This is a genomic window from Microvirga sp. 2MCAF35 (assembly GCF_052115545.1).
Lineage (GTDB): Bacteria > Pseudomonadota > Alphaproteobacteria > Rhizobiales > Beijerinckiaceae > Microvirga.
Genome location: NZ_JBFRGW010000010.1, coordinates 54,940 through 77,665 on the forward strand (window position 1 = coordinate 54,940; position 22,726 = coordinate 77,665).

Below are 22,726 nucleotides of genomic sequence, written 5' to 3' on the forward strand. Positions count from 1 at the left end.
TCTATTCGGCAAGCGTGAAGCGGAAGGTTTCGGCCACAAGTCCGGGGCCGAACGCCATTCCGAACCCATTCGAATTCCGGGGGGCATCCTGCATGATCCGGCCAAGAACGAACATCAGCGTTGCGGATGACATATTGCCGAAATCCCGCAGCACGCCCCGTGACCAGTGCAATGCGTCGGGGGCGAGATCGAGGCCCTGTTCGACTGCGTCGAGGATCGTTCTGCCGCCGGCATGGACGGCCCAGAGGTCGAATTCGTCCTTGCGCTGTCCGCGCAAAATGCCGCCGTCGTCGTTGCGGGTTGCCTCATGACGGAGCGCTTTCGTAATCTGCGAGGGCACTTCGCCGGACAGGCTCATCTCGAACCCGGCATCGCCGATGCGCCAAGTGATGAGATCCTGGGTGTCCGGGATCGTTGCCACGCGGAAATCCTTGAGCGCAATGCCATTTGGATCTGCGGAAACGAGGCTCGCCGCGCAGCCGTCGCCGAAAAGCAGGGCGCTGAGGATCACCTCCATGTCGGAGGTTTCCTGAAGGTGGAGCGTGCAGAGCTCCAGGTTGACGACAAGTACCTTGGCGCTCGGCTCGGACCGGACGATGTGATGGGCAATTTTCAGGGCGTTGACGGCGGCGGCGCAGCCCATGAAGCCCACCATGGTTCGCTCGATGGACGGATCGAGCCCGAGCCGCTCCATGATCTGCTGGTCGAGGCCAGGCGCCGTAAACCCGGTGCAGGAGGCCACGACCAAGTGGCTGATCGATGCGAGGTCTCCATTCAGGTCGAGTGCCTCGATGGCTTTTTGCGCCAGATCGACCGCATGAGTCTCGAAGCGCTTCATGCGGGTACCGGTACCGGCAAACTGCCCTGGCTGGAAAAAGCCGTCCTTGTCCGCCGAGGCCTCAAGATTATCGCTCGGAGTCAGGGTGGAGTAGCGGTGTTCGATTCCTGACCGCTGGACCATCCGCCTGAAGATCAGCTTGTCTTTCCGCTCCGGCAGGAACTGGTCGACGAAACCGATGAAGGTCTGATGGACGTCGTGCTGCGGTACGGCGGTGCCGATCCGGTTGATATATGCGCCTGCCAAACGAGCCATCCTGCCGAACTTGGCCCTGACTCGATGTTCGACGAATCAGAGCCCTACGGAAGCTGAGATAGGGCGGCCTCGGGAGAGAGGAAACGAATGCAGGCGCAGAAGTCGCACCCCGAGGATCACGAATGCGATAGGGGAGCGGCTACGCTCTCGGTTTGGGTAGGGCCTGCCGCAGCCATACCTGATGGCTGGTCTCGCTTGAGAGTCTGCTCCCGCGCGAAGATGAACAGGCCGGCGGCCACGACGATGAAGATGCCGACCAGCGCCATGGCGTCCGGCCATTCGTCGAAGAACAGTGCACCGATGGCCAGGGCCCAGAGAATCTGGCTGTATTGAGCCGCTCCGAGGCGGTCGGCCGGGGCGTATTGGGTTGCGATGATGAACAGGGCCTGGGCGACGAAGGCGGTCGCCGCGAAGGCGAGAAGCAGCACCCATTGATGGGTCGTCGGCCAGGCGAAGCCCGGAACCATCAGGATTCCTGCAATGACCGTCGTTGCCAGGAAGACCGTGCCGATCAGGGTGAAGCGCTTCTCCGTGTGACCAATCATCCTGCCCGTGATGACACCGCCTGCCGAGCACAAGGCCGCCGCGAGCGCCGCCAAATGGCCGGGCAGGAATTCCTTGAAGCCGGGACGCACGATGATCATGACGCCGACGAAGGCGGCGCAGACCGCAAGGCCGCGGCGCCATCTGACATGCTCCTTCAGGATGAAGATCGACAGGATCGTCACGAGGCTCGGCATCAGGAACAGAAGGGCGAAGGCCTCCGCGAAGGGCAGGCTCCGGAAGGCCATGACGCTGAGGGGCGTCGTGATGGCGATCAAGAAGACGCGAAGCCCCATGAGCCAGGGCTTGTTCCACCGAACGAGGTCGACGAGCTTGTCGCCGGATTTCATGAAGACCGGAGACAGAAGGAGGGGGATGAGGTACCCGACGAATGTCACCTCGAAAGGGTCGAGGCCATGGCCGATTTCCTTCACCACCGCATCACCCCAGGCGAAGACGGCAAAGGCTAGAAAAGCAAGAAGGATACCTTTGACCATGCTCTGACCATCCCGCGGCGCCGCGGCGGTGAGGATACGAAAAGACCGGCTGTCGCGACCGGATGGGATGGGCAGAATAAGGGAATTATCTGGGCATGACGAGGCGGGGGCGCTTGCGCTCGACCACCACGACCTTTGGTCCGTCCGCTCGCTCGGGCATGATCATCCGCTCGGACCGGCGCGGCTGGGGTGCCGCCTTCAGCACGACGGGACGCACCTCGTCCTCGGAAAGTCCCATGAGTTGCGAGGCAATCTCGACTTGGCTGTCGATATCATCCGTCAGGCCCTGTGCCGCGATGATCGCCTCCTCCAGGACCGGGGGTTCCACGCGGGTCACGCGCCGGTTTCGGCTTTCGGACGATTTCTTCTTTGCTAGCATTGGGCTTCTCCTGGGCAGACCCCTTAACCCATCGATCTTCCGATTGCGTAATGCGCGATTGAGACGGCAGGGCTGCATTCAGCGCAAGCGAAGCCGGTCTCCTGCCCATCATGAACGCAGCGCGACGGAGACTTGATCCATGGTAAGGCGTGAAAAAGCCGATATCCGGGGCTTCCAATTTCGTCTCGTAAGGGTGAGACGGGATGAGCATTATCCTATGTGAATAAGACCTCTCGATCATCGAGACGACAGTACGGGGACTCGACCTCGCTGCACCGGTCAGCCATTGATGGCCCGAAGCAGGCTCTTCGATCCTATATGGAAGGTTGAGTCTGGCAAGTTGCCAAACGGGCATTGCGGCCCACCCTGAAGGAAAGGCATTCCTGTGTTCACAGCCAAGCTTCTTCTCCTCGGATCGGGCGAACTCGGCAAGGAGTTCGTGATCTCAGCCAAGCGCTATGGCTGCTATGTGGTGGCCTGCGACAGCTATCCTGGCGCTCCCGCCATGCAGGTGGCGGACGAAGCCGAAGTCTTCTCCATGCTCGATGCGGATGCTCTCAGGCTCGTCATCGAGAAGCACCGGCCCGATTTCATCGTTCCTGAAATCGAGGCGATCCGGACGGAAGTGCTGCAGGAGTTCGAGGATAAAGGTCTTACAGTCGTTCCTTCCGCCCGGGCCGCCTCGCTGACTATGAACCGAGACCGGATCCGGGACGTTGCCGCGACTGAACTCGGCCTGCGCACGTCCAAGTACCGTTACGCGGAGAGCCTCGAGGAGGTTCGGGCAGGGGCGGAGCACACGGGTCTGCCCTGCGTGATCAAGCCCGTCATGTCCTCTTCCGGCAAAGGGCAGAGCACCGTGCGGACGACCGACCAGTTGGAGCAGGCCTGGGACGACGCCGTGGCGAACATGCGCGGGGATCGGAAGAAAGTCATTGTCGAGGAATTCATCGCCTTCGAATACGAGATCACCCTGCTGACGATCCGCTCCCGTGAGGGCGTATCGTTCTGCGAGCCCATCGGTCACCGCCAAGAGCGGGGTGATTACCAGGAATCCTGGCAGCCGACGCCCATGACCGAGAAGCTGCTGGCGGATGCCAAGGATATGGCGCGGAAGGTTGTCGACAATCTCGGTGGGTATGGGATCTTCGGCGTCGAATTCTTCGTCACTCGGGACGAGGTGATCTTCTCCGAGCTGTCGCCGCGTCCGCACGACACGGGGCTCGTAACGCTGCTTTCCCAGAACCTGTCGGAATTCGATCTCCATGCCCGTGCGGTTCTGGGCCTGCCGATCCCCCAGGTGCGGCTGCACGGCCCCACCGCCTCCGCGGTGATCCTTGCCGACCGGGAATCTGAGCGGTTCAGGATCGAAGGGTTGCGGGAGGCTCTCGCAACCGGATCGGCGGCTTCCGATGTGGAGGTGCGAATCTTCGGAAAGCCCACGACCAGGAAACACCGTCGCATGGGTGTTGCCCTGGCCTCCGGCCGCACGGTCGAGGAGGCGCGCGAACAAGCCCGGCAGGCGGCGGCTCGGCTGCGGATTGATTACGACCGCTGAGGGAGTTTTCCGATTGAGCTTGGCTCAAGGGATCCTTGCGGCTTCGCGTGTCGTATCGGTCACAGTGACCGGATGTATCGCCTAACCCTATGGTACTCGGCAGAGAGCAGCCTAGATTCGGGCAAGCTTTGTCCGGCATCAACAAGGGGGCTGGCGGCTGACCAGCATTGCGATTGAAGACGATCAACTTTGAAGCGCTTTTCAGCGCCTCGCCCAACCCTTACGTGCTGGTGGACCTCTCGCTTACTATCGTTGGGATGAACGACGCCTATCTCCAGGTGACCATGCGCAAGCGGGAGGATCTGATCGGACGCAACATGTTCGATGCGTTTCCTAGCGATCCGGACTCGGCGAGCCACCGGCAGTTGAGAAGCTCCTTCGACAAGGTCATTCGCGAGAAGTCCGCCGACTATCTCTCCGTGATCGAGTACGCCATTCCCTTGCCGAACGGTCAGGGTTTCGAGGAGCGCTTTTGGAGCGCGACCCATACGCCGCTTTTCGATGAGGCAGGCGAAATGGCGTTCATCCTCCAGCACACGGTCGACGTAACGGAGCTCCATCGGCTGCGGAATCTCGCGAAGAGCACGGTCCTGTCGTCCGGCCCGTCGGCCTTGATCGAAACGGATATGTTCCGCCGGGCCCAGGCCGTTCAGCAGGCCAATGAGGTGCTGAACGCGGAGCAGCAGCGTCTGCGAGGGTTGTTCCAGCAAGCCCCCGGGTTCATGGCGGCGCTGAGCGGGCCGCAGCATGTGTTCACCATGGCGAATACGGCCTATCTTCAGCTGATCGGTCGTGAAAACATTGTCGGGAAGCCTGTCCGGGAGGCGTTGCCCGAGGTGGTGGAGCAGGGCTTCGTCGAGCTTCTCGACCGCGTTTATGAGGGTGGCCAGCCTTTCGTGGGGCGAAGCATCCGTATCGTCCTGGAGCAGGGTGATGGCGATGTTCAGGATGAACGCTTTCTGGATTTCGTCTATCAGCCGATCTTCGATGCCAACGGAAAGGTCTCCGGCATCTTCGTGCAGGGGCATGACGTCACAGAGCAGAAGCGCACCGAGGAGGCTCTTCGGGAAAGCGAGGAGCGGTTCCGGGCCATCGCCAACTCGATCGATCAGATGATCTGGGCGACGCAGCCCGACGGCTTCCACGATTACTATAATCAGCGTTGGTATGAGTATACGGGCGTTCCGGATGGGTTGACCGATGGCGAGGGTTGGAACGGCATGTTCCACCCTGACGACCAGGAGCGTGCCTGGGTAATCTGGCGCCAGTGCCTGGAAACGGGTGAGCCATACCACATCGAGTATCGGCTGCGGCATCGTTCCGGCGAGTATCGCTGGGTCCTTGGTCGGGCGCAGCCGGTTCGCGACGAGGAGGGCCGGATCAAGCGCTGGTTCGGTACCTGCACGGATATCCATGATTTCAAGCAGGCTCAGGATGCGCTTCGGGAAAGCCGCGAGCGAGCGCTTCGCACCGAGGGAGAAACCCGCAGACTGGCGTCGGTTTTAGCCGACCGGGTCGCGGAACTCGATGCCGCGAACGAGGAAATCCAGCGCTTCGCCTATATCGTCAGCCACGACCTGAGAGCTCCTCTGGTCAACATCATGGGGTTTACCAGCGAACTCGAAGGGGCTCAATTGGAGATCGAGCAGCTTTATAGGACCATTCAGAAGGCCAACCCAAGTTTCATTTCGCCGGCGGCTCGCGAGGCCATCGAATCCGACCTGCCGGAGGCCATCGGATTCATCCGGTCTTCGACCGTCAAGATGGACAAGCTGATCGGGGCCATCCTGAAGCTCTCCCGCGAGGGTAGGCGGGTCTTGGCTCCGGAACCTATCGATATGGTCCAAATGCTGGAGGCCCAGCGCCGAAGCGTCGCACACCAGTTGTCCGAGCGAGGCGCGGAGCTTTTGCTGGAGCCTGTTCCCGATCTCACCAGCGATCGGCTCGCCATCGAGCAGATCTTCGGCAACCTCATCGACAACGCGGTAAAGTACCTCGACCCGTCCCGCCCTGGCCGGATCTTGGCCCGGGGGCACGCTCTTGGGAACAATGTCATCTATGAGATCGAGGATAACGGGCGAGGAATTGATCCCAGGGATTTCGAGCGGATCTTCGACCTGTTCCGCCGCTCCGGTGTTCAGGATCAGCAAGGCGAAGGAATCGGACTTGCACATGTGCGCGCTCTCGTGCGAAGGCTCGGCGGTACGATCTCGGTGTCGTCGCGGCGTGGGGAAGGCTCGGTCTTCACCGTCGTCCTGCCAAGCTATCTCAGCATGAGTTCGGAAGCCGCCTGATGCCTCAGCAACAGCCTGTTACCATCATTATGATCGAGGACGACGAAGGACATGCCCGCCTGATCGAGAAGAACATCCGTCGAGCCGGCGTCTGCAACGAGCTTCGCACCTTCGCCAGCGGGACAGCGGCCGTAGATCACCTGTTTAGCGAAGAGGTGCGCAACGCGGGTCCGTTCCTGGTTCTGCTCGACCTCAACCTGCCGGACATGAACGGGGTCGACATTCTCGCCAAGCTCAAAGGCGACGACAAGCTGAAACGTGCTCCGGTGGTGGTGCTCACGACCACAGACGATCAGCGCGAAGTGCAGCGTTGTTACGATCTCGGCGCCAATGTCTACATTACCAAGCCTGTGGAGTACGAGTCCTTCTCGCAGGCCATTCGTCAGCTCGGGCTCTTCCTGTCAGTCATTCAGGTTCCCGAAAACCTATGAGCCAGGGCGCCGCTGGAACCGCGCCGATCCGGCTTCTGTACATCGATGACGATCATGGGCTGGGCCGTTTGGTTGAGCGCTCCCTGTCGCGGCATGGCTTTCAGGTGAGACATGCCCTCAGCGGCGATGAGGGGTTGAGCCGGCTTGCCGCCGAACGCTTCGACGTCGTCGCCCTCGACCACTTCATGCCCGGCAAGGAGGGCCTCGAGGTCCTCACCGAGATCCGGACCCTTTCCGACCCGCCACCCGTCGTTTACGTGACCGGGGCCGACGAGGGCAGGATCGCGGTCGCCGCTCTCAAGGCCGGAGCGGCCGATTACGTGATCAAGGATGTCGGTGGGGTCTTCCTCGATCTCCTTAGAACAGCGGCCGAGCAGGCGCTGGCCGCCGAGAGACTCCGGCAGGAGAAGGAAGCTGCCGAACGGGAAATGCGGGAGGCTCGGGAGCGTGCCGAGATGCTGCTGCGCGAGGTCAACCATCGCGTCGCGAACAGTTTGCAGCTGGTCGCGTCCCTCGTTGCCATGCAGCAGCGGGCGCTCGGCAGCGATACCGTCGCAAGGGATACATTGACCGAGACGCAGAGCCGTATCACGGCCATCTCGCAGATTCACCGGCGCCTTTACACCTCCAACGACGTCCGTTTCGTAGAAATGGACACCTATCTGGAGGGGCTGGTCGAGGAGCTGGAGGGCGCCATGCGCGCCGCCGGGCGGGAGCATACGATCACCTTGCAGGCTCAGCCGGTGTCGATCCCGACCGACAAGGCTGTCTCCGTCGGCGTCATCGTGACGGAGCTCGTCACGAACGCATTCAAGTATGCCTATCCTGCCGGAAAGGCCGGCGATATCCGGGTTGCCCTGTCCTCAGACGATGGACATGCGATGCTCGTCGTCGAGGATGACGGGGTCGGTTGGAAAGGGACCGGAGTGGTGCAGGGGAGTGGTCTTGGCACGAAGATCGTGAAGGCCATGGCGTCCAATCTGCAATCCGCTATCGAGTTCGATCAGGGATATTCGGGCACGCGGGCAGTCCTGTCCTTCGCGATCTGATCTGCCCGACCGCGCTCAGCGCGACGGGTTGTTCTTCGAGCCTCCGCCACTTAGGCGCGCTCGAATTTCTCCGACAATGATGTTCAGTTCCCGTTGCAGCCGGTTGAGGCGCGAGAGGAGCTCTCCGTCCGGCATCCCCGTCGTGTTCGGTCGCTCCTCTCCATTGGGAGTGGAATGCGTCATGCTGCGCAACTCCTCCAATGTCGTTGGGCCGATGTTGGGGACAGTCAGCCATTGGGCATCCGAGATGCTGGCGACCTCGCGGATGGTGGGGCACCGTCCTTTGAATTCGGCCAGAATCGCCCCCCGGACGCGTCCGGAGCATTTCTCGATTGGAAATGGATCGTCCAAACCCATCTCGCGCCCTCGCACACCAAGCAGTGAGATCCCGTCCATCAATGCCCGCCACCTTGGAACTTAGCTTTTTAGGACACTCCATGCGTAACCATTATATGCACAAAAGAGCAGACGACCTTTAGGAGATGGCGGCATGCGTTCGGAGTAGCCAAATTGATCTTGGCAGGAAGCGCGGCTGTTTTTGCGTTCATGCAAAGATCGTAAAGCCGATCCGGGCCAGTCCGAAGAACGCTCAAGCGACTCTCGCGGTCATCCGAATTCCCTTAGGAGACATGCGGGGCTCGCGGCTTCCCGGGCGATTTTCTGGATATTAATCCAGCACATGGTCATTATTAGCCGGCAACCTTATTGCCGCGGCGGACTTTGGTGGGTAAGCAAGGAGATTGTGCCGTATTTCGCGAATCCAGAGGATTGAATGTCCGCAACCTCCGTCTTGATCAACCTCTTCGGTGAGATTGCTCTGCTTCTGTGGGGCATCAACATGGTCAATAGCGGGGTTCAGCGCGCGTTCGGCAGCGATCTTCGCTGGATCCTTGGGGTGGCGCTGAGGACGCGTCTGCAAGCCTTCCTTGCCGGACTCGGCGTAACGACCGTCCTGCAAAGCAGTACGGCGACGGCCTTGATGGTGGCATCCTTTACGGCTGGGGGCGCGGTCGACATTGTTCCGGCTCTGGCCGTGATGCTTGGTGCGAACGTAGGCACGACACTCATCGTGCAGGTGCTCTCGTTCGATGTATCGTTGATATTTCCGGCTCTGATTTTCGGCGGTTTCGTAGCCTATCGCCGCGGAAGAACAAGCCGGATCAAGGATCTCGGCCGGGTGACCATCGGCCTGGGGCTGATGTTGCTGTCGCTGCACCTCCTGAGCGAAACGATAAGGCCCATCGAATCCTCGAAGGTCATCAAGGACCTTCTGGCCGTCATCGCGCCCGATCCGCTGATCCTGGTGCTTCTGTCGGCGATCTTCGCATGGCTCGCCCATTCGAGCGTTGCTGCACTATTGTTCATCATGTCGCTCGCGGGCGCCGGCGTCATCGATGCTCATTCGGCCCTGGTCATGGTCCTGGGCGCCAATCTCGGCAGCTCCCTTAACCCACTGCTGGAGGGGACCGGGGGCGATCCCGTAAAGCTGCGCGTACCCTTCGGCAACTTCGCCATGCGGGTGATCGGCTGCCTCGTGACGTTTCCGCTGATCGATCCGATCCTGTCGGTCATGTCAGGGTTCGATCCCCATCCGGAGCGCTTGGCGGCAAACTTTCACACGCTGTTCAATCTCGTGGTTGCGGCAATCTTCATCCTGCCGCTGCCCTGGATTGCGGGGCTGCTGCTCAAGGTCTTTCCGGAGAAGCTCCGTGCCTCCGATCCGGGCACGCCGCAATATCTCGACAAGGATGCGCTCGATACCCCGTCCGTGGCTCTCTCCAACGCGGCTCGCGAAGTCCTGCGCATGGTCGATACCGTCGAAGCCATGCTGAGGAGTTCCCAGGATCTCTTCCGGGAGGATGACATCAGCCGTGTCGACCAGGTCAGCCGCACGGACGACGTGCTCGACAGATTGTTCAGCGCGATTCGCCGCTATCTGAGTTCGATCAACCACGAGACCTTGAACGAGACGGAGGCGAAGCGCCTCTCGGACATTCTGGCCTTTGCGATCAATCTGGAACATGTGGGCGACATCATCGACAAGAACCTGATGGAATTGGCCGCCAAGCGCATCAAGAACCATCTGCGCCTGCCGAAGGACAGCCTGGAAGACATCACCAATATGCACGCGAAACTCCTGGAGCATCTGCAGCTCGCGGCGTCGGTTCTGATGTTCCAGGACCTGGGCTCCGCCCGCCGGCTCGTCTCCGAGAAGGAGCGGTTCCGCGATCTCGAACGCGCGGTCGCCCAGAAACATCTTGAGCAGCTCAGGTCCGGCCGTGCCGTCGGCGATACCAGTGCGCTCCAGCTCGACATCGTGCGCGATCTCAAGCGCATCGAGGCGCATATCGCATCGACCGGGCATTCGCTCCTCGAACAGAGCGGGGAGCTCAAGCCCAGTCGCCTCACATCCTGACAGAGGGGCTTACATTTTCTCCATCAGCGCACGCCAATCCATGTAGCGGACGGTATCAGGCAGACCGATGTCGCGCCGCTCGTGATCGGATAGGGCTCCGAGGTCCCGGATGACGGGTGCCGTCTTCCGGGGCATGGGACGAAACCATAGAGTCAGGCGCAGCCAAGCACTCTCGACGCCGCGAAGGCGGTGCGCATCTTCGTATCTCATGACAGCCTACCGTGATCGATTGCCAGGGCTTCAGCGCCGTGGCGATAGGCAGAGATTGCGCCTGCCCGAGAAACTTGACAAAGCAAATGCCAATAGGCTGGCATAAGGTAGCCTTATGGATCGTCATGTCTAAACCGCCTTCCAAACTCCCTCCCATGAGCGCCGTCCGGGTCTTCGAGGCGGCAGCTCGGCATCAGAGCTTTACCCGGGCCGCCGAAGAGCTCGGCATGACGCAGGCTGCGGTGAGCTATCAGATCAAGATTCTCGAAGACCGGGTCGGAGCACCGCTGTTCAAGCGTTTGCCCCGTCAGGTGACGCTGACGGCGAAGGGGCGCCAACTCGCACCAGCTGTTACGGAAGCTTTCGAGGCCTTGCGGAATGCGTTCTCAGGCGTCGAAGAGAGCGTGCAAACGGTCCTCTCGCTGACGACCCTGTCCACCTTCGCGTCCAACTGGCTCGTGCCGCGCCTGGGGCGCTTCCGGCAGCTCCATCCCAACATCGCCGTTCAGATCTCCGTTTCGACCGAGATGGTGGAGCTTGCGCGAAGCGAGTTCGACATCGGGATCAGGAGCGGCACGGGAGACTGGCCGGGACTTGAGACCCATGTCCTGTTTCCCAACCAATTCATCCCGGTCTGCAGCCCCGAACTGCTCCACGGTGTCGAGGTGCGGGAGCCCATCGATATTCTCAAACTCCCGCTCATCTCGCCCGGTGACCCCTGGTGGCAGGACTGGTTCGCCGCGGCAGGAGAGACGGGTGTCGATCTCTCACGGCGCCCGGATAATTCGCTGGGAGTGCAGCAGCTTGAGGGCATGGCGGCCATCGCCGGCCAGGGCGTGGCACTCATCAACCCCTTTTTCTTTCCCGAGGATCTCGCCTCGGGACGGCTGGTGAAGCCGTTCGATCTTCTGGCCACTACGGACCGCAGCTATTGGTTGGTTTATCCGAAACCCCGGCGCCGCTCAGCGAAGATCGAGGCTTTCCGGGATTGGGTGTTGAGCGAGGTGGCGGGCGACAGCGAGGCAGCGGATTGTCGGGTTGATACGAAAACCGGGGCGTAACGCCCTGGTTTGAACAACCCTTATTCCGCCGCCTGTGTCTCTGCCGGCTTGGCCTTCAGATGCACGAGCCTGTCGATGAGCGCCCGGTCGTGGAGAACGACCATGCGCTCCTTGTTGTGCAGCCAGCTGACCGCATCGTCGATGGTCTCGGCATCGACGAGTTTGGCCTCCGCAAGGGCCCGCTCCGTCTCGATGATGCCACGCTTGCGGGACAGGGCAGGCGGCAACATCTCGACATGCCGCTCCCGCAGGTTGGGATCCTCATAGATGGCCCGAAGACTGTCGGCATCGTCGAACCCGAAGGTGACATTGCGAGCCTGCAGCTCGTTTGCGCGCGTCGCGATGGCCGGCGGCTGATGCTCTTCGGGCGTCCGAAGAAGCCCAAGCCGTTTCAGCGCGAGACCGGCGCCGAGCTGCCCGCTGAGCCAGGAGAGCGGAATGGCCAGCAGAAGGCCGATGATCGTGGGAGACATCCACAGGAACAGGGATGTTGCGATCATGAAGGCGGAGATGCCGGCCAGCGCACCGAGAACCGTGTGGGCCCTGTGGCGACGGACGATGTCCTTGAACGGGATGGACCCATCGTCGCGACGCTGCGGCTGCCAGCCCGTGTCCCGTCCGAGCAGGATCTGGAAGACCGACCCCGACTGGATGAGCATCAGGATCGGTGCCAGGAGCGCGGAGAGGATGATCTCGATCGTCGACGAGATGATCAGCCGGATGCCGCCACCCGAGGCGCGCCGGTCGCTGCCGCGGATGAGCATCAGCAGAAGACCGAAGATCTTGGGAGCCAGCAGGATCCCCATGGTCAGCGCAAAGAGCGCCAGGGCTCGCTCGGGGTCGAACCGGGGCCAGATCGGGTAAAGGCGGAAATCGCGGGCGAAATATTCCGGCCGGATATACGTCGTCTGCAGGACGAGCGCGATACCGACGATCAGCTGGAACAGCCAGAACGGCGAGGCCAGATAGGACATGATGCCGGTGGCGAAGTGCTGACGTGTCGGCAGCTTCAAGCCCTTGGCCCCGATGACCCGCATGTGCTGGAGGTTGCCCTGGCACCAGCGCCTGTCACGCGCCGACAGGTCGATCAGGGATGGCGGGCTCTCCTCGTAGGAGCCCTGCAGATCGGCCAGCATATAGACCGACCAGCCCGCGCGGCGCAGCAGCGCCGCCTCGACGAAGTCGTGGCTGAGGATATGACCGCCGAAGGGAGGCTTGCCCTTCAGGTCGGGCAGACCGCCATGGGCGGCGAAGGCCCTGGTGCGGATGATGGCGTTGTGGCCCCAGTAATTGCCGTCGCGGCCCATCCAGACCGCAAGGCCCATGGCGATGACCGGCCCCGTGACCCGCGCGGCATATTGCTGGAGCCGGGCGAAGAGCGTGTTGCGATTGATGATGAGCGGCAGCGACTGAATGATGCCTGCATCGGGATCGGCTTCCATGGCGGCAGCCAAGCGCGCGATGCACTCGCCGGTCATGAGACTGTCGGCGTCCAGAACCAGCATGTGCTCGTAGTGGCCGCCCCAGCGGGACACGAAATCGGCAATGTTGCCGGCCTTGCGATGGTGGTTCTTCTGGCGATGGCGGTAATAGAAGCGCGCTCCCGGCCCGAGACGCTCCCTCAGGGCAAGGAACGCCCGCTCCTCGGCCACCCAGGCGTCTGGATTCGTGGTGTCGGACAGAATGAAATAGTCGAAATGGTCGCGGAGGCCTGTCGCCTGAACCGATTCATAAATGGCTTCCAGGGCGGCATAGGTCCGGTCCGTCTGCTCGTTATAGACGGGCATGACGATGGCGGTGCGCTGCTGGAGGGAACCAGGCAGAGGCCCCCGGTGCGCGGGGCGCCGCAGCAGGGCGAAGAAGCCCAGGAGGGCGCTGGTGAAAGCGACCGCGATCCAGGAGAAGTTCACCGTGAACAGCGCAACGAGGACCCACTGGAGCGCCGTCGTGCGGCTCACCGACACGACCTGGTACATCTCGTAGGTGCCGTAGGCCGTGAGCAGCAACCCGCCTCCGAAAACGAAAAGGCGGGCGAACCAGGTCCCGAGCTTGGGATCCTGGTGAAGCGGCCGGCGCTCCTCCGATTCCGACCAGCGGCGAAGCGACTGGGTCGGCATGTCGAGGTGCTTTTCCGGCGGCATTGAGGGCGCGGGCCGCCCGAGGGCGGCCACGTTCGGGTTAGAGTCGGGACCTACGGTGTCCAACGATAGAGCCATGTCTCGCTAATCGGTTTCCCGCCTGCTTCAAGGATCAGGCGCATCTCACACGCGTTTTCGTTGCCCGGGTCAAGCTCGAACGCAACACGTACTGTCTTTCGTTCCGGATATGGCAAAAGTTTGAGGTTCTGAAACGTTCCAGGTCCAACGGTCAGAACCGACTTTAGGTCCGTCGGCAGATTGTCACCGAGCGCATCGCCGGTAAAGTCGACCGTGAAGCGTCGTCTTCTGCCGCCGCTGCCCCGGCCCGAGCGAGTCGCCGACACGGTCGCGAGCGGCGGGCGTTCAGGCGCGTTCCATCCCCAATATTGCCGATACGCGATAGCGACTTCGGACCCGGTCGCCATTGGCGCCTTCGGACGCCAATAGGTCAGAATATTGTCGTTGATCTCCGAGTCCGTGGGGATCTCGAGCAGCTGGACGCTGCCTTGGCCCCAGTCGCCCAACGGCTCGATCCAGAGGCTCGGCTTACGCTCGAATCGCTGGTCGTCATCCTGAAAGGCTTCGTAGGAACGTTCCCGCTGCAGCAGGCCGAACCCACGTGGGGAACTGTCGACGAAGGCCGAGATCTGGAGCGTTTCGGGATTATGCAGGGGGCGCCACAGCCATTCTCCCGAACCGTTCAGCATCTGCAGCCCGGACGATTCGTAGACGGCGGAACGAATATCGTCCGAGTTGAGAAGATCATTCGGTCCATAGAGGTAGGTCGACGCGATGCCGCCGAGACCCACATGTTCCAGGTTGACGCGAGGGAAGAGAGTCATCTCCACATCGACGATGGTCATGTCGCCAGGGCGGAAGGTCATGCGCACCGCACCGGTGGTCGATTCCGAATCGAGGACGCCGTGCACTGTAATGGCGTTGCTCCCCACAGCCGGACGTTCGAGCCAGAACGCACGGAAAACCGGAAATTCCTCGCCGCGCGCTTCGGCCGGGCGCAGGGTCAGAGCCCGGGCGATGGCACCGTAGGACTGGCCGCGTGCGATGGCACGGAAGAAGGTACCCCCCTGAACGAAGGCGAAGTCGAACGGTTTCCCGTTTCCGAGCTGCGCGATCAGCTTGAAACCCGAAAAGCCTATATCCGGCAGATTGTTGGGCGGATTGATCCGGCCGTAGTCGAACTGCGAGGGATTGAAGCCGATCCGGCGGACGGCGCCATCCTCCACGACGTAGAGATCCACCGCATCCCTGAAGACGAAACCGCGATGCAGCGGCTCAACGGAGATGCCGCGGTTGTCCGCGCTCCAGATGGCCGGCTGATTGTAGCGGATGGTGGAGTATTGCTCCTGATTCAGGTTGCCGAACACATCCGGCAGGTCGTTCGGTGCCGCCACATAGGGCTTTTTGGAGAGCTGCCGCGCGATATCGATCACAACGGCCGGGTCGAACCGTTGATTCTCGCCCATCCTTGCCGAAATCGTCGCTTGGGGTGTTTGAGCCAGGACGGCAGGCGCGTATGCGAGCCCGGCGACGGAGACGCCGATATAGGCCAGCATGTCGCGCCGGCGAGGATGGAAAGGGGACGAACCCCTTGGCGGAACCGGCACAGCGATACTCTTGTGTGAACGAGGCTCTTCAGCCAGACAGTTGGAATGCCCTATACATATCGTCAATCGTGAGCATGAAGTAAACGAGGCGGGCGGCGGAAACCGCCTCATTGCTTATGAAAAGATTGCCGAAATACCCCTTCTGACTAAGTTCGACGCCAAAGTGTCACCGGATTGAAACTGTATGACCTCGACAGACTCCTTCAAGACGCCTTCGTCCCGTAGCTGCCTTGCCATCGTGCTGGCCGCAGGCGAGGGGACCCGGATGAAATCAGGGAGGCCCAAGGTCCTGCACCAGGTGGCCAACCGTTCCATGGTCGGCCATGTGCTTGCCACCCTGGCGAAAGCGGGTGCCACGAGCGTTGCTGCTGTCGTCGGACCGGACCGGGACGACGTCGCGAAGGAAGTGCAGAAGAGTTTTCCCGAGGCACGGATCTTCGTTCAGGAGGACCGACTCGGTACGGCCCATGCCGTTCTGAGTGCCCGGGAGGCTCTCGCCCTTGGAGCGGACGATGTCATCATCGCCTTCGGCGACACGCCGCTCGTCCTGGCCGAGACCTTCGCCAAGCTTCGGTCTCCGCTGGCGCGAGGGGCCGGCGTAGTCGCCATGGGTTTCGAGGCGAAGGATCCCACTGGTTACGGACGTTTCATCACTTCGGGCGATGAGCTGCTCGCCATCCGCGAGCACAAGGACGCCAGCGAGGCCGAGCGGCAGATCAAGCTCTGCAACGGCGGCCTGATGGCGATCCGTGGCGACCTTGCTCTCACGTTGCTCGACAAGGTCAGGAACGACAACGCCAAGGGCGAGTATTATCTCACGGACATCGTCGAGATCGCCCATGCCATGGGGCATCGGACAGCCGTCGTCGTCGTGCCTGAAGAGGAGGTGCATGGCGTCAACGACCGGGCGCAGCTCGCGGCAGCCGAGCGGATCATCCAGGAGCGGCTGCGCCTTGCGGCCATGGCAGCGGGCGTGACCCTCATAGCCCCCGAGACGGTCTTCCTCAGCCACGACACCCGGCTTGGGCCGGATGTCGTGGTCGAGCCTCATGTCGTCTTCGGTCCCGGCGTGGTCGTCGAGGAGGGGGCTGTCGTGCACAGCTTCAGCCATCTTGAGGGCACCCGGATTGCATCTGGAGCCGGTGTCGGACCCTTCGCGCGCCTGCGCCCCGGCGCCTCGATCGGTCCCAAGGCCAAGGTCGGCAATTTCGTCGAGATCAAGAACACGGAGCTCGGGGCCGGCGCCAAGGTGAGCCACCTGACCTATCTGGGGGATGCCAGCATCGGAGCCGAAGTGAATATCGGCGCGGGCACGATCACCTGCAATTACGATGGATACGGCAAGTACCGGACCGAGATCGGCGAGGGGGCCTTTATCGGCTCGAACTCCTCCCTCGTGGCGCCCGTCACCATCGGCAAAGGAGCCTTCGTGGGGTCCGGGTCGGTTATTACGGACAATATCCCTGAGAACGCATTGGGTCTGGGGCGCGGACGTCAGATTGTAAAGGAAGGCTGGGCCCTTGAATTCAGGGAGAAAGCCCAAGCCGCCAAGAAGAAATAAGGCTTCTTGTCACAATAAGTTACGCAAGTTGATTCCGCTGTAAGGCCGAGCCTCTGTAAGGAAAGCTCGAGGCTTAGCGGCTGTCGAATTAGATCGGAGAAGTTTCAGGGCATGTGCGGAATCGTTGGAATCGTCGGAAAAACTCCTGTCGCGCCACAGATCGTGGAGGCTCTCAAGCGTCTGGAGTACCGGGGTTATGATTCCGCCGGTGTGGCGACCCTCGAGGAAGGCCGGCTCGATCGTCGCCGTGCCGAGGGCAAGCTGCGCAACCTGGAGACCAAGCTCTCGCAGGCCCCGCTCTCGGGCGTGATCGGCATCGGCCATACCCGGTGGGCCACTCACGGCAAGCCTAATGAGACCAATGCCCATCCCCATGCGACCGATAAGCTCGCGGTCGTCCATAACGGCATCATCGAGAATTTTCGTGAGCTGAAGACGGGGCTGGAGGCCAAGGGCGTTCGGTTCGAGACGGAGACCGACACCGAAGTGGTGGCCCAGCTCGTGACCTATGAGATTCGCCAGGGGCGGCTGCCCATCGAGGCCGTCGCCGTGACCTTGCCGCGCTTGCGCGGAGCCTTTGCGCTGGGCTTCCTGTTCTCGGGTGAGGACGATCTCCTGATCGGCGCCCGCCACGGCGCACCCCTTGCCATCGGCTATGGCGAGGGTGAGATGTACCTCGGCTCGGACGCTCTGGCCCTGGCGCCGTTCACGGACGAGGTTGTTTATCTCGATGATGGCGATTGGGCGATCCTAACCCACAGAGGGGCCGATATCCGGGATGAAAGCGGCAAGCCGGTGCAACGGGTCCGGCACAGGATTCCGGTTGGGTCCTTCCTGGCAGACAAGGGCAATTACCGCCACTTCATGGCTAAGGAAATCCATGAACAGGCCGAGGTCGTCGGCCGAACGCTCGCTCATTACGTGAATTTCGCGGCCGAACGTGTTGAGCTGCCAGCCGAATTGCCGTTCGACTTCAAGGATCTGAACCGGATCTCCATCTCCGCCTGCGGAACCGCGTATCTCGCGGGACTGATCTCGAAATACTGGTTCGAGCGGCTGGCACGCATCCCCGTCGAAATCGACGTTGCGTCGGAGTTCCGTTACCGGGAGGCGCCTCTGGAGCCCGGCGGATTGGCGCTGTTCGTATCCCAGTCGGGCGAGACGGCCGATACGCTGGCTTCGCTGCGCTATGCCGCCGCCGAGAAGCAGCATACTCTCTCCGTGGTGAACGTGCCGACCTCCACCATGGCGCGGGAGAGCAACGTCATTGCGCAGACGCTCGCGGGCGTCGAGGTGGGTGTGGCCTCGACCAAGGCCTTCACCTGTCAGCTCACGGTGCTCCTGTCCCTTGCCATCGCGGCCGGCCGGGCGCGAGGCACCCTCAGCGCCGAGGAGGAGGAGGAGCTGGTGAACGCCCTCATGGCCGTTCCCGGTCAAATGACCGAAGCGATGAAGCGCGAACATCAGATCGAGATCCTGGCCCGCGATCTCTCCAAGGCGAAGGACGTTCTCTATCTTGGGCGCGGCACATCCTATCCGCTCGCCATGGAAGGGGCCCTGAAGCTCAAGGAAATCTCGTATATCCATGCGGAAGGCTATGCGGCCGGCGAGCTCAAGCACGGCCCCATCGCGCTCATCGACGAGACCATGCCCGTGATCGTGATCGCGCCTCACGACACCATCTTCGAGAAGACCGTTTCCAACATGCAGGAAGTGGCAGCCCGCGGCGGCCGCATCATCCTCATCACAGACGAGCGGGGGGCGCTGGAGGCCGGTCTCGACACGATGGCGACCATCGTCATGCCGTCCGTGCATCCGATCGTGGCGCCGATCGTGAATGCAGTTCCGATCCAGCTGCTTGCCTATCACACAGCCGTTTTCATGGGCAAGGACGTGGATCAGCCGCGCAATCTCGCGAAATCCGTGACGGTGGAGTGAGCGCACCCGATTTCACCATCCGCTTGGCGCGCCCGGACGATCTGGACTGGCTCGGGGCTGTCGAGCGCTCTGCTGCGTCCGTCTTCCGGAATTCCGGTCCGGCGTGGCTCGCCGATGGCGATACGATGGATCCGGGCGTCCTGGCCGATCTCTGCCGGGATGGGACGCTCTGGGTGGCCGCTGACGGGAACGATGAGCCGGTCGGCTTCCTCGCCGGCCATGGGCTGGATGGGTCGTTCTATATCGCCGAGGTTTCCGTTACCGCCTCGCACCAGCGCCGGGGCATTGGAATCCGGTTGGTAGAAGCTGCCATCGAGCATGGCAGGCGGCTGGGATTCGGCGCCATCACGCTGACGACCTATCGCGACCTGTCATGGAACGGGCCGTTTTACGCCCGATTGGGTTTCGTCGAGGTCGATCCGGACGAGGCCGGACCTCGTCACCGCGAGAAGCTGCGGGAGGAGGCGGAGGCCGGGCACGATCCGTCCCGGCGCTGCATCATGGCGCTGCGCCTGGATCAGCCGGCCCGCAGCAGCCGGATCGCCGCGTCCCGTTCGAACAGGTAGAGCAGCACCCGCAGGGCCTGCCCCCGCTCGCTGACGAGATCGGGGTCGCGGTCGACGATGAGGCGCGCATCGTCCCGGGCGGCGCCGAGGAGATCGCCGTCCGTCTCCAGGCGGGCGAGCTTGAAGCCGGGGGTGCCGGATTGGCGCGTGCCCAGGACCTCGCCTTCGCCGCGCAGGCGTAAATCCTCCTCGGCGATGCGAAAGCCGTCCTCGGTCTGGCGCATCATCTCGAGCCGCGCCTGGGCCACCTGGCCGAGAGGTCCTTTGTAGACCAGGAGGCAGGTGGAGGATTTCGAGCCGCGGCCGATGCGGCCGCGCAGCTGGTGGAGCTGGGCGAGGCCGAAACGCTCGGCATGCTCGATCACCATGATCGTGGCGTTCGGCACGTCGACGCCGACTTCGATCACCGTGGTGGAGACGAGGACCTTGGTCTCGCCGCTGGAGAAGCGCTCCATGGCGGCGTCCTTGTCCTTGCCGGCCATCTTGCCGTGGACGAGGCCGACCTGATCGCCGAAGAAGCCCTGAAGCATTTCATAGCGCTCCTCGGCGGCCGCGAGGTCGATGGATTCGGATTCGCCCACGAGCGGGCAGACCCAGTAGACCTGATCGCCGTTGGCGATGGCGCGGCCGATGCCGCCGACCACCTCGTCGAGCCGGTCGATGGCGATGAGCTTCGTGGCGATGGGCTTGCGGCCGGCGGGCTTCTCGCTCAGCACCGACACGTCCATGTCGCCGAAATAGGTGAGCGCCAGGGTGCGCGGAATCGGGGTCGCGGTCATGACGAGGATGTCCACCGCCTCGCCCTTGGAGCCGAGCGCGAGGCGCTGGTGCACGCCGAAACGGTGCTGCTCGTCCACCACAGCGACGCCGAGATCCTGGAACGCCACGCCTTCCTGGAACAGCGCGTGGGTGCCGACCGCGATCTGGATGCTGCCGTCGGCGAGGCCGGCCAGGATCGTCCGGCGCGCGACGCCCTTCTCGCGCCCCGTGAGCAGGGCGATGGTCAGTCCAGCCTGCTCGGCCATGGGGGCGAGGCGCTCGTAATGCTGGCGGGCGAGGATTTCGGTCGGCGCCATCATGGCGGCCTGCCGCCCGGCCTCGATGGCGCTCGCCATGGTGAGAAGCCCAACCACGGTCTTGCCCGAGCCCACGTCGCCCTGGAGCAGGCGCAGCATCTTCTTGTCCGAGGTCAGGTCCTGCCGGATGTCCTCGATGGCCTGGGCCTGCGAGCCGGTGAGCCCGAAGGGCAGGGCGGCCTTCAGCCGCTCGACCAGATGGCCGTCTCCGGCGTTCACCCGGCCCGGCAGCCGCCGCATGCGGCTCCTCACGAGCGCGAGGGCAAGCTGGGAGGCCAGCAACTCGTCATAGGCGAGGCGCCGGCGCGGAGCGGATTTGGCGAGCGCCTCCTCCGAGAGCTGAGAGGCGTTGTCGGGCTTATGAAGGGCAAAAAGCGCCTGCCGGAAATCGGGCAGGGCGTTCCGGTCGAGCCATGCAGAATCCTGCCATTCGGGCAGCCCGGGGATCTTTTCGAGTGCAGCGCCGATGTACTTGCCCACCATCCGCGAGGAGAGACCCTCGGTCAGGCCATAGACCGCCTCGACGGCGGGCAGGTCGGCGATACCCTTGTCGTCCAGGATCCGGTCCGGGTGGACCATCTGGCGCCGTCCGTCCCACAGCTCGATCGTGCCGGACACGTAGCGGCGCTCGCCCACGGGCAGGATCTTCTCCAGGCGGGCCTTCTGGCCGTTGAAGAAGATCAGCGTCACATCCCCGGTCTCGTCCTCCACGAGGATTCGATAGGGCGCACGGCGGCCGGGCGGCGGCGGACGGTGCCCCACGACGGTTACGGAGAGGGTCACCGGCTCGCCCACGGGAGCGTCGGCGACCGACCCCTTCATTTCGCGGGAAATGCCGCTGGTCGGCACGTGGAACAGCAGGTCCATGACGCGCGTGGGCTTGCCCGGCTCGCCGAGGAGACGGTCCAGCAGGGGGGCGATCTTCGGCCCGACGCCTGGCAGGGTGTTGGCAGGGGCGAAGAAGGGATCGAGGATGGACGGACGCAAGGACATTCAAATGGGTGGCAACGGGACAGGAGATGGTTATATAGCCGCTAGAGCATCGGACCCAAAAGTGGAATGCACTTTTGGGAGCTATCCGATGCTCAATCCTTTATGCGGCGCATCGTCGAGTGCGGATCCGGAAGGCCGCACGATGCGTTGGGCCGCCTGGAGGCGAGGTTATCTTTCATTGATCGGAGCACAGCATGAGCGGAACGACACGCAGCAGCGCCGGCCTCGACACTCGCCGCAGGCAGATCCTGTATCGCTCCTGGCATCGCGGCATGCGGGAGATGGACCTGATCATGGGCCGCTTCGCGGATGCGGAGATCGGCGAGCTGTCCGAGGAGGACCTCGACGAGTTCGAGCGCCTGATCGAGGTGACCGACCGCGATCTTCTCGGCTGGATCACAGGCGAGATCGAAACGCCCGCCAATTACGACACGCCGCTGTTCAAGAGGCTGAAGGCGTTCCACACCCACACGTCGCCGATTCATAGCTGAGTGCCTTCAGACGGGATGACCTCTCCATGACACCCAGCAACCGCGTCGTCCTCTCCAGTGACCACGCCGCCATTCAGCTCCGACAAGCCATTGCCGCTCATATTGCGGTGCGTGGCTGGGTAGCGGTCGACATCGGACCGACGACGCCGGAGAGCACACCCTATCCTAAACACGGCGAAGCAGCGGCGCGGCTCGTCGCCTCCGGCGATTGCCGGTTCGGCATCATCCTATGCGGCACCGGCCAGGGCATCATGATGGCTGCGAACAAGGTAACGGGCATCCGCTGCGGCGTCTGCAGCGACACATTCTCAGCCCGCATGATCCGTCAGCACAACGATGCCAACATGTTGTCGATTGGCGCACGCGTAGTGGGTGAAGGGCTGGCGCTCGACATCGTGGATGCATTCTTGAACGCCCGATTTGAGGGTGGCCGGCATGCAACTCGCGTGAATATGATTGAGTCGCTGGAGGGGTAGCGCGATTCCTTGTCTCCTCATGCAAGGGAGCGGCAGGGGTGAAGGAGGCACAGCAGAGTGCAACCCACCCGTCATGGCCGGGCTTGTCCCGGCCATCCCGATACGGTGAGGTTCAGCGTTTCAAGCCATCGGGATCACCGGCACAAGGCCGGTGATGACGTGGTAGAGAGCGCTGTCGGTCCTCGTCAGGCACAGCGCTCCGACTTTGCGACCCCATCCTCAATCCCTCCCCGCAAGGGGGGAGGGAAAACGCACTCGACAGAGGGATGACAGAAGCCCTCGCATCGGACTAAACCACGTCCATCGCAATCCCGTTTCGACGAACCGCGCC

19 protein-coding genes are annotated in these 22,726 nt (G+C 62.6%); 11 read left to right on the forward strand and 8 right to left on the reverse strand.

Features of this window, described 5'->3' with window-relative positions; genetic code table 11:
• Nucleotide 1: 1 nt before the first annotated feature.
• The 3 genes from AB4097_RS07525 to AB4097_RS07535 all read right to left on the reverse strand — a co-directional run bounded on the left by AB4097_RS07525 (nucleotide 2) and on the right by AB4097_RS07535 (nucleotide 2,512).
• Entirely contained in the window at nucleotides 2–1,093 is a 1,092-nt protein-coding gene (locus AB4097_RS07525) for a type III polyketide synthase (RefSeq protein WP_442038056.1), read from the reverse strand.
• A 116-nt stretch (nucleotides 1,094–1,209) separates the two neighbouring features.
• Nucleotides 1,210–2,133 (reverse strand): DMT family transporter, encoded by a 924-nt coding sequence (locus AB4097_RS07530; RefSeq protein WP_442038059.1) that lies wholly within the window; start codon nucleotides 2,131–2,133, stop codon nucleotides 1,210–1,212.
• 85 nt (nucleotides 2,134–2,218) lie between these two features.
• Nucleotides 2,219–2,512, reverse strand: coding sequence for a hypothetical protein (locus tag AB4097_RS07535; protein WP_442038061.1), 294 nt, complete (start codon nucleotides 2,510–2,512; stop codon nucleotides 2,219–2,221).
• A 385-nt stretch (nucleotides 2,513–2,897) separates the two neighbouring features.
• On the opposite strand from AB4097_RS07535, the gene purT reads away from it, so the two are divergent.
• From purT to AB4097_RS07555, 4 genes are all read left to right on the forward strand, one after another.
• Entirely contained in the window at nucleotides 2,898–4,070 is a 1,173-nt protein-coding gene (purT, locus tag AB4097_RS07540; protein ID WP_442038063.1) for a formate-dependent phosphoribosylglycinamide formyltransferase, read from the forward strand.
• Between the two features lie 173 nt (nucleotides 4,071–4,243).
• Complete coding sequence (locus AB4097_RS07545; protein WP_442038065.1) at nucleotides 4,244–6,364, forward strand: PAS domain-containing protein; 2,121 nt, start codon at nucleotides 4,244–4,246, stop codon at nucleotides 6,362–6,364.
• Nucleotides 6,364–6,795 (forward strand): response regulator, encoded by a 432-nt coding sequence (locus AB4097_RS07550; RefSeq protein WP_442038067.1) that lies wholly within the window; start codon nucleotides 6,364–6,366, stop codon nucleotides 6,793–6,795. Before AB4097_RS07545 ends, AB4097_RS07550 begins: the two co-directional genes overlap by 1 nt.
• Entirely contained in the window at nucleotides 6,792–7,844 is a 1,053-nt protein-coding gene (locus tag AB4097_RS07555) for a sensor histidine kinase (protein ID WP_442038069.1), read from the forward strand. The genes AB4097_RS07550 and AB4097_RS07555 overlap by 4 nt, the downstream gene beginning before the upstream one ends.
• A gap of 15 nt (nucleotides 7,845–7,859) precedes the next feature.
• Here the strand turns inward: AB4097_RS07555 and AB4097_RS07560 are convergent, their stop codons facing one another.
• On the reverse strand, nucleotides 7,860–8,201 hold the full coding sequence (locus tag AB4097_RS07560) for a hypothetical protein (RefSeq protein ID WP_442038071.1): 342 nt from the start codon (nucleotides 8,199–8,201) through the stop codon (nucleotides 7,860–7,862).
• A 415-nt stretch (nucleotides 8,202–8,616) separates the two neighbouring features.
• Here AB4097_RS07560 and AB4097_RS07565 point away from each other — a divergent pair, with 415 nt between their 5' ends.
• Nucleotides 8,617–10,260 (forward strand): Na/Pi cotransporter family protein, encoded by a 1,644-nt coding sequence (locus tag AB4097_RS07565; RefSeq protein WP_442038073.1) that lies wholly within the window; start codon nucleotides 8,617–8,619, stop codon nucleotides 10,258–10,260.
• A gap of 9 nt (nucleotides 10,261–10,269) precedes the next feature.
• Here AB4097_RS07565 and AB4097_RS07570 read toward each other — a convergent pair whose 3' ends face one another.
• Nucleotides 10,270–10,470, reverse strand: a complete 201-nt coding sequence (locus AB4097_RS07570) for a hypothetical protein (protein WP_442038075.1) — start codon at nucleotides 10,468–10,470, stop codon at nucleotides 10,270–10,272.
• A 125-nt stretch (nucleotides 10,471–10,595) separates the two neighbouring features.
• On the opposite strand from AB4097_RS07570, the gene gcvA reads away from it, so the two are divergent.
• Nucleotides 10,596–11,531 carry a transcriptional regulator GcvA gene (gene gcvA / locus AB4097_RS07575; RefSeq protein WP_442038077.1) on the forward strand — a complete coding sequence of 312 codons (936 nt, stop codon included), beginning with the start codon at nucleotides 10,596–10,598 and terminating at the stop codon, nucleotides 11,529–11,531.
• A gap of 20 nt (nucleotides 11,532–11,551) precedes the next feature.
• Here gcvA and mdoH read toward each other — a convergent pair whose 3' ends face one another.
• Both mdoH and AB4097_RS07585 read right to left on the reverse strand, forming a co-directional pair.
• The gene (gene mdoH, locus AB4097_RS07580; protein ID WP_442038079.1) at nucleotides 11,552–13,747 is read right to left on the reverse strand and encodes a glucans biosynthesis glucosyltransferase MdoH; all 2,196 of its coding nucleotides are present in this window, start codon (nucleotides 13,745–13,747) and stop codon (nucleotides 11,552–11,554) included.
• Nucleotides 13,723–15,405, reverse strand: coding sequence for a glucan biosynthesis protein (locus AB4097_RS07585; protein ID WP_442038081.1), 1,683 nt, complete (start codon nucleotides 15,403–15,405; stop codon nucleotides 13,723–13,725). Before AB4097_RS07585 ends, mdoH begins: the two co-directional genes overlap by 25 nt.
• Nucleotides 15,406–15,478: 73 nt before the next feature.
• Here AB4097_RS07585 and glmU point away from each other — a divergent pair, with 73 nt between their 5' ends.
• The 3 genes from glmU to AB4097_RS07600 all read left to right on the forward strand — a co-directional run bounded on the left by glmU (nucleotide 15,479) and on the right by AB4097_RS07600 (nucleotide 19,359).
• Nucleotides 15,479–16,855 (forward strand): bifunctional UDP-N-acetylglucosamine diphosphorylase/glucosamine-1-phosphate N-acetyltransferase GlmU, encoded by a 1,377-nt coding sequence (glmU, locus tag AB4097_RS07590; RefSeq protein ID WP_442038083.1) that lies wholly within the window; start codon nucleotides 15,479–15,481, stop codon nucleotides 16,853–16,855.
• 111 nt (nucleotides 16,856–16,966) lie between these two features.
• On the forward strand, nucleotides 16,967–18,793 hold the full coding sequence (gene glmS / locus AB4097_RS07595) for a glutamine--fructose-6-phosphate transaminase (isomerizing) (RefSeq protein WP_442038085.1): 1,827 nt from the start codon (nucleotides 16,967–16,969) through the stop codon (nucleotides 18,791–18,793).
• Nucleotides 18,790–19,359 (forward strand): GNAT family N-acetyltransferase, encoded by a 570-nt coding sequence (locus AB4097_RS07600; RefSeq protein WP_442038087.1) that lies wholly within the window; start codon nucleotides 18,790–18,792, stop codon nucleotides 19,357–19,359. Before glmS ends, AB4097_RS07600 begins: the two co-directional genes overlap by 4 nt.
• On the opposite strand, the gene recG is transcribed toward AB4097_RS07600, so the two are convergent.
• Entirely contained in the window at nucleotides 19,311–21,428 is a 2,118-nt protein-coding gene (gene recG / locus AB4097_RS07605; RefSeq protein ID WP_442038089.1) for an ATP-dependent DNA helicase RecG, read from the reverse strand. The two genes, AB4097_RS07600 and recG, sit on opposite strands and share 49 nt — an antisense overlap.
• 194 nt (nucleotides 21,429–21,622) lie before the next feature.
• On the opposite strand from recG, the gene AB4097_RS07610 reads away from it, so the two are divergent.
• Together AB4097_RS07610 and rpiB are read left to right on the forward strand one after the other, a co-directional pair.
• Nucleotides 21,623–21,919, forward strand: a complete 297-nt coding sequence (locus tag AB4097_RS07610; RefSeq protein ID WP_442038091.1) for an FAD assembly factor SdhE — start codon at nucleotides 21,623–21,625, stop codon at nucleotides 21,917–21,919.
• A 26-nt stretch (nucleotides 21,920–21,945) separates the two neighbouring features.
• Nucleotides 21,946–22,395, forward strand: coding sequence for a ribose 5-phosphate isomerase B (gene rpiB, locus AB4097_RS07615; RefSeq protein ID WP_442038093.1), 450 nt, complete (start codon nucleotides 21,946–21,948; stop codon nucleotides 22,393–22,395).
• Nucleotides 22,396–22,726 lie beyond the last annotated feature (331 nt).

Bases quoted from the DNA above. Each gene is read 5' to 3' on its own strand.
- AB4097_RS07525 (WP_442038056.1), bottom strand. From the start codon at position 1,093: ATGGCTCGTTTGGCAGGCGCATATATCAACCGGATCGGCACCGCCGTA.
- AB4097_RS07530 (WP_442038059.1), bottom strand. From the start codon at position 2,133: ATGGTCAAAGGTATCCTTCTTGCTTTTCTAGCCTTTGCCGTCTTCGCC.
- AB4097_RS07535 (WP_442038061.1), bottom strand. From the start codon at position 2,512: ATGCTAGCAAAGAAGAAATCGTCCGAAAGCCGAAACCGGCGCGTGACC.
- AB4097_RS07550 (WP_442038067.1), top strand. From the start codon at position 6,364: ATGCCTCAGCAACAGCCTGTTACCATCATTATGATCGAGGACGACGAA.
- AB4097_RS07555 (WP_442038069.1), top strand. From the start codon at position 6,792: ATGAGCCAGGGCGCCGCTGGAACCGCGCCGATCCGGCTTCTGTACATC.
- AB4097_RS07560 (WP_442038071.1), bottom strand. From the start codon at position 8,201: ATGGGTTTGGACGATCCATTTCCAATCGAGAAATGCTCCGGACGCGTC.
- AB4097_RS07565 (WP_442038073.1), top strand. From the start codon at position 8,617: ATGTCCGCAACCTCCGTCTTGATCAACCTCTTCGGTGAGATTGCTCTG.
- AB4097_RS07570 (WP_442038075.1), bottom strand. From the start codon at position 10,470: ATGAGATACGAAGATGCGCACCGCCTTCGCGGCGTCGAGAGTGCTTGG.
- gcvA (WP_442038077.1), top strand. From the start codon at position 10,596: ATGTCTAAACCGCCTTCCAAACTCCCTCCCATGAGCGCCGTCCGGGTC.
- mdoH (WP_442038079.1), bottom strand. From the start codon at position 13,747: ATGGCTCTATCGTTGGACACCGTAGGTCCCGACTCTAACCCGAACGTG.
- AB4097_RS07585 (WP_442038081.1), bottom strand. From the start codon at position 15,405: ATGAGGCGGTTTCCGCCGCCCGCCTCGTTTACTTCATGCTCACGATTG.
- glmU (WP_442038083.1), top strand. From the start codon at position 15,479: ATGACCTCGACAGACTCCTTCAAGACGCCTTCGTCCCGTAGCTGCCTT.
- glmS (WP_442038085.1), top strand. From the start codon at position 16,967: ATGTGCGGAATCGTTGGAATCGTCGGAAAAACTCCTGTCGCGCCACAG.
- recG (WP_442038089.1), bottom strand. From the start codon at position 21,428: ATGTCCTTGCGTCCGTCCATCCTCGATCCCTTCTTCGCCCCTGCCAAC.
- AB4097_RS07610 (WP_442038091.1), top strand. From the start codon at position 21,623: ATGAGCGGAACGACACGCAGCAGCGCCGGCCTCGACACTCGCCGCAGG.
- rpiB (WP_442038093.1), top strand. From the start codon at position 21,946: ATGACACCCAGCAACCGCGTCGTCCTCTCCAGTGACCACGCCGCCATT.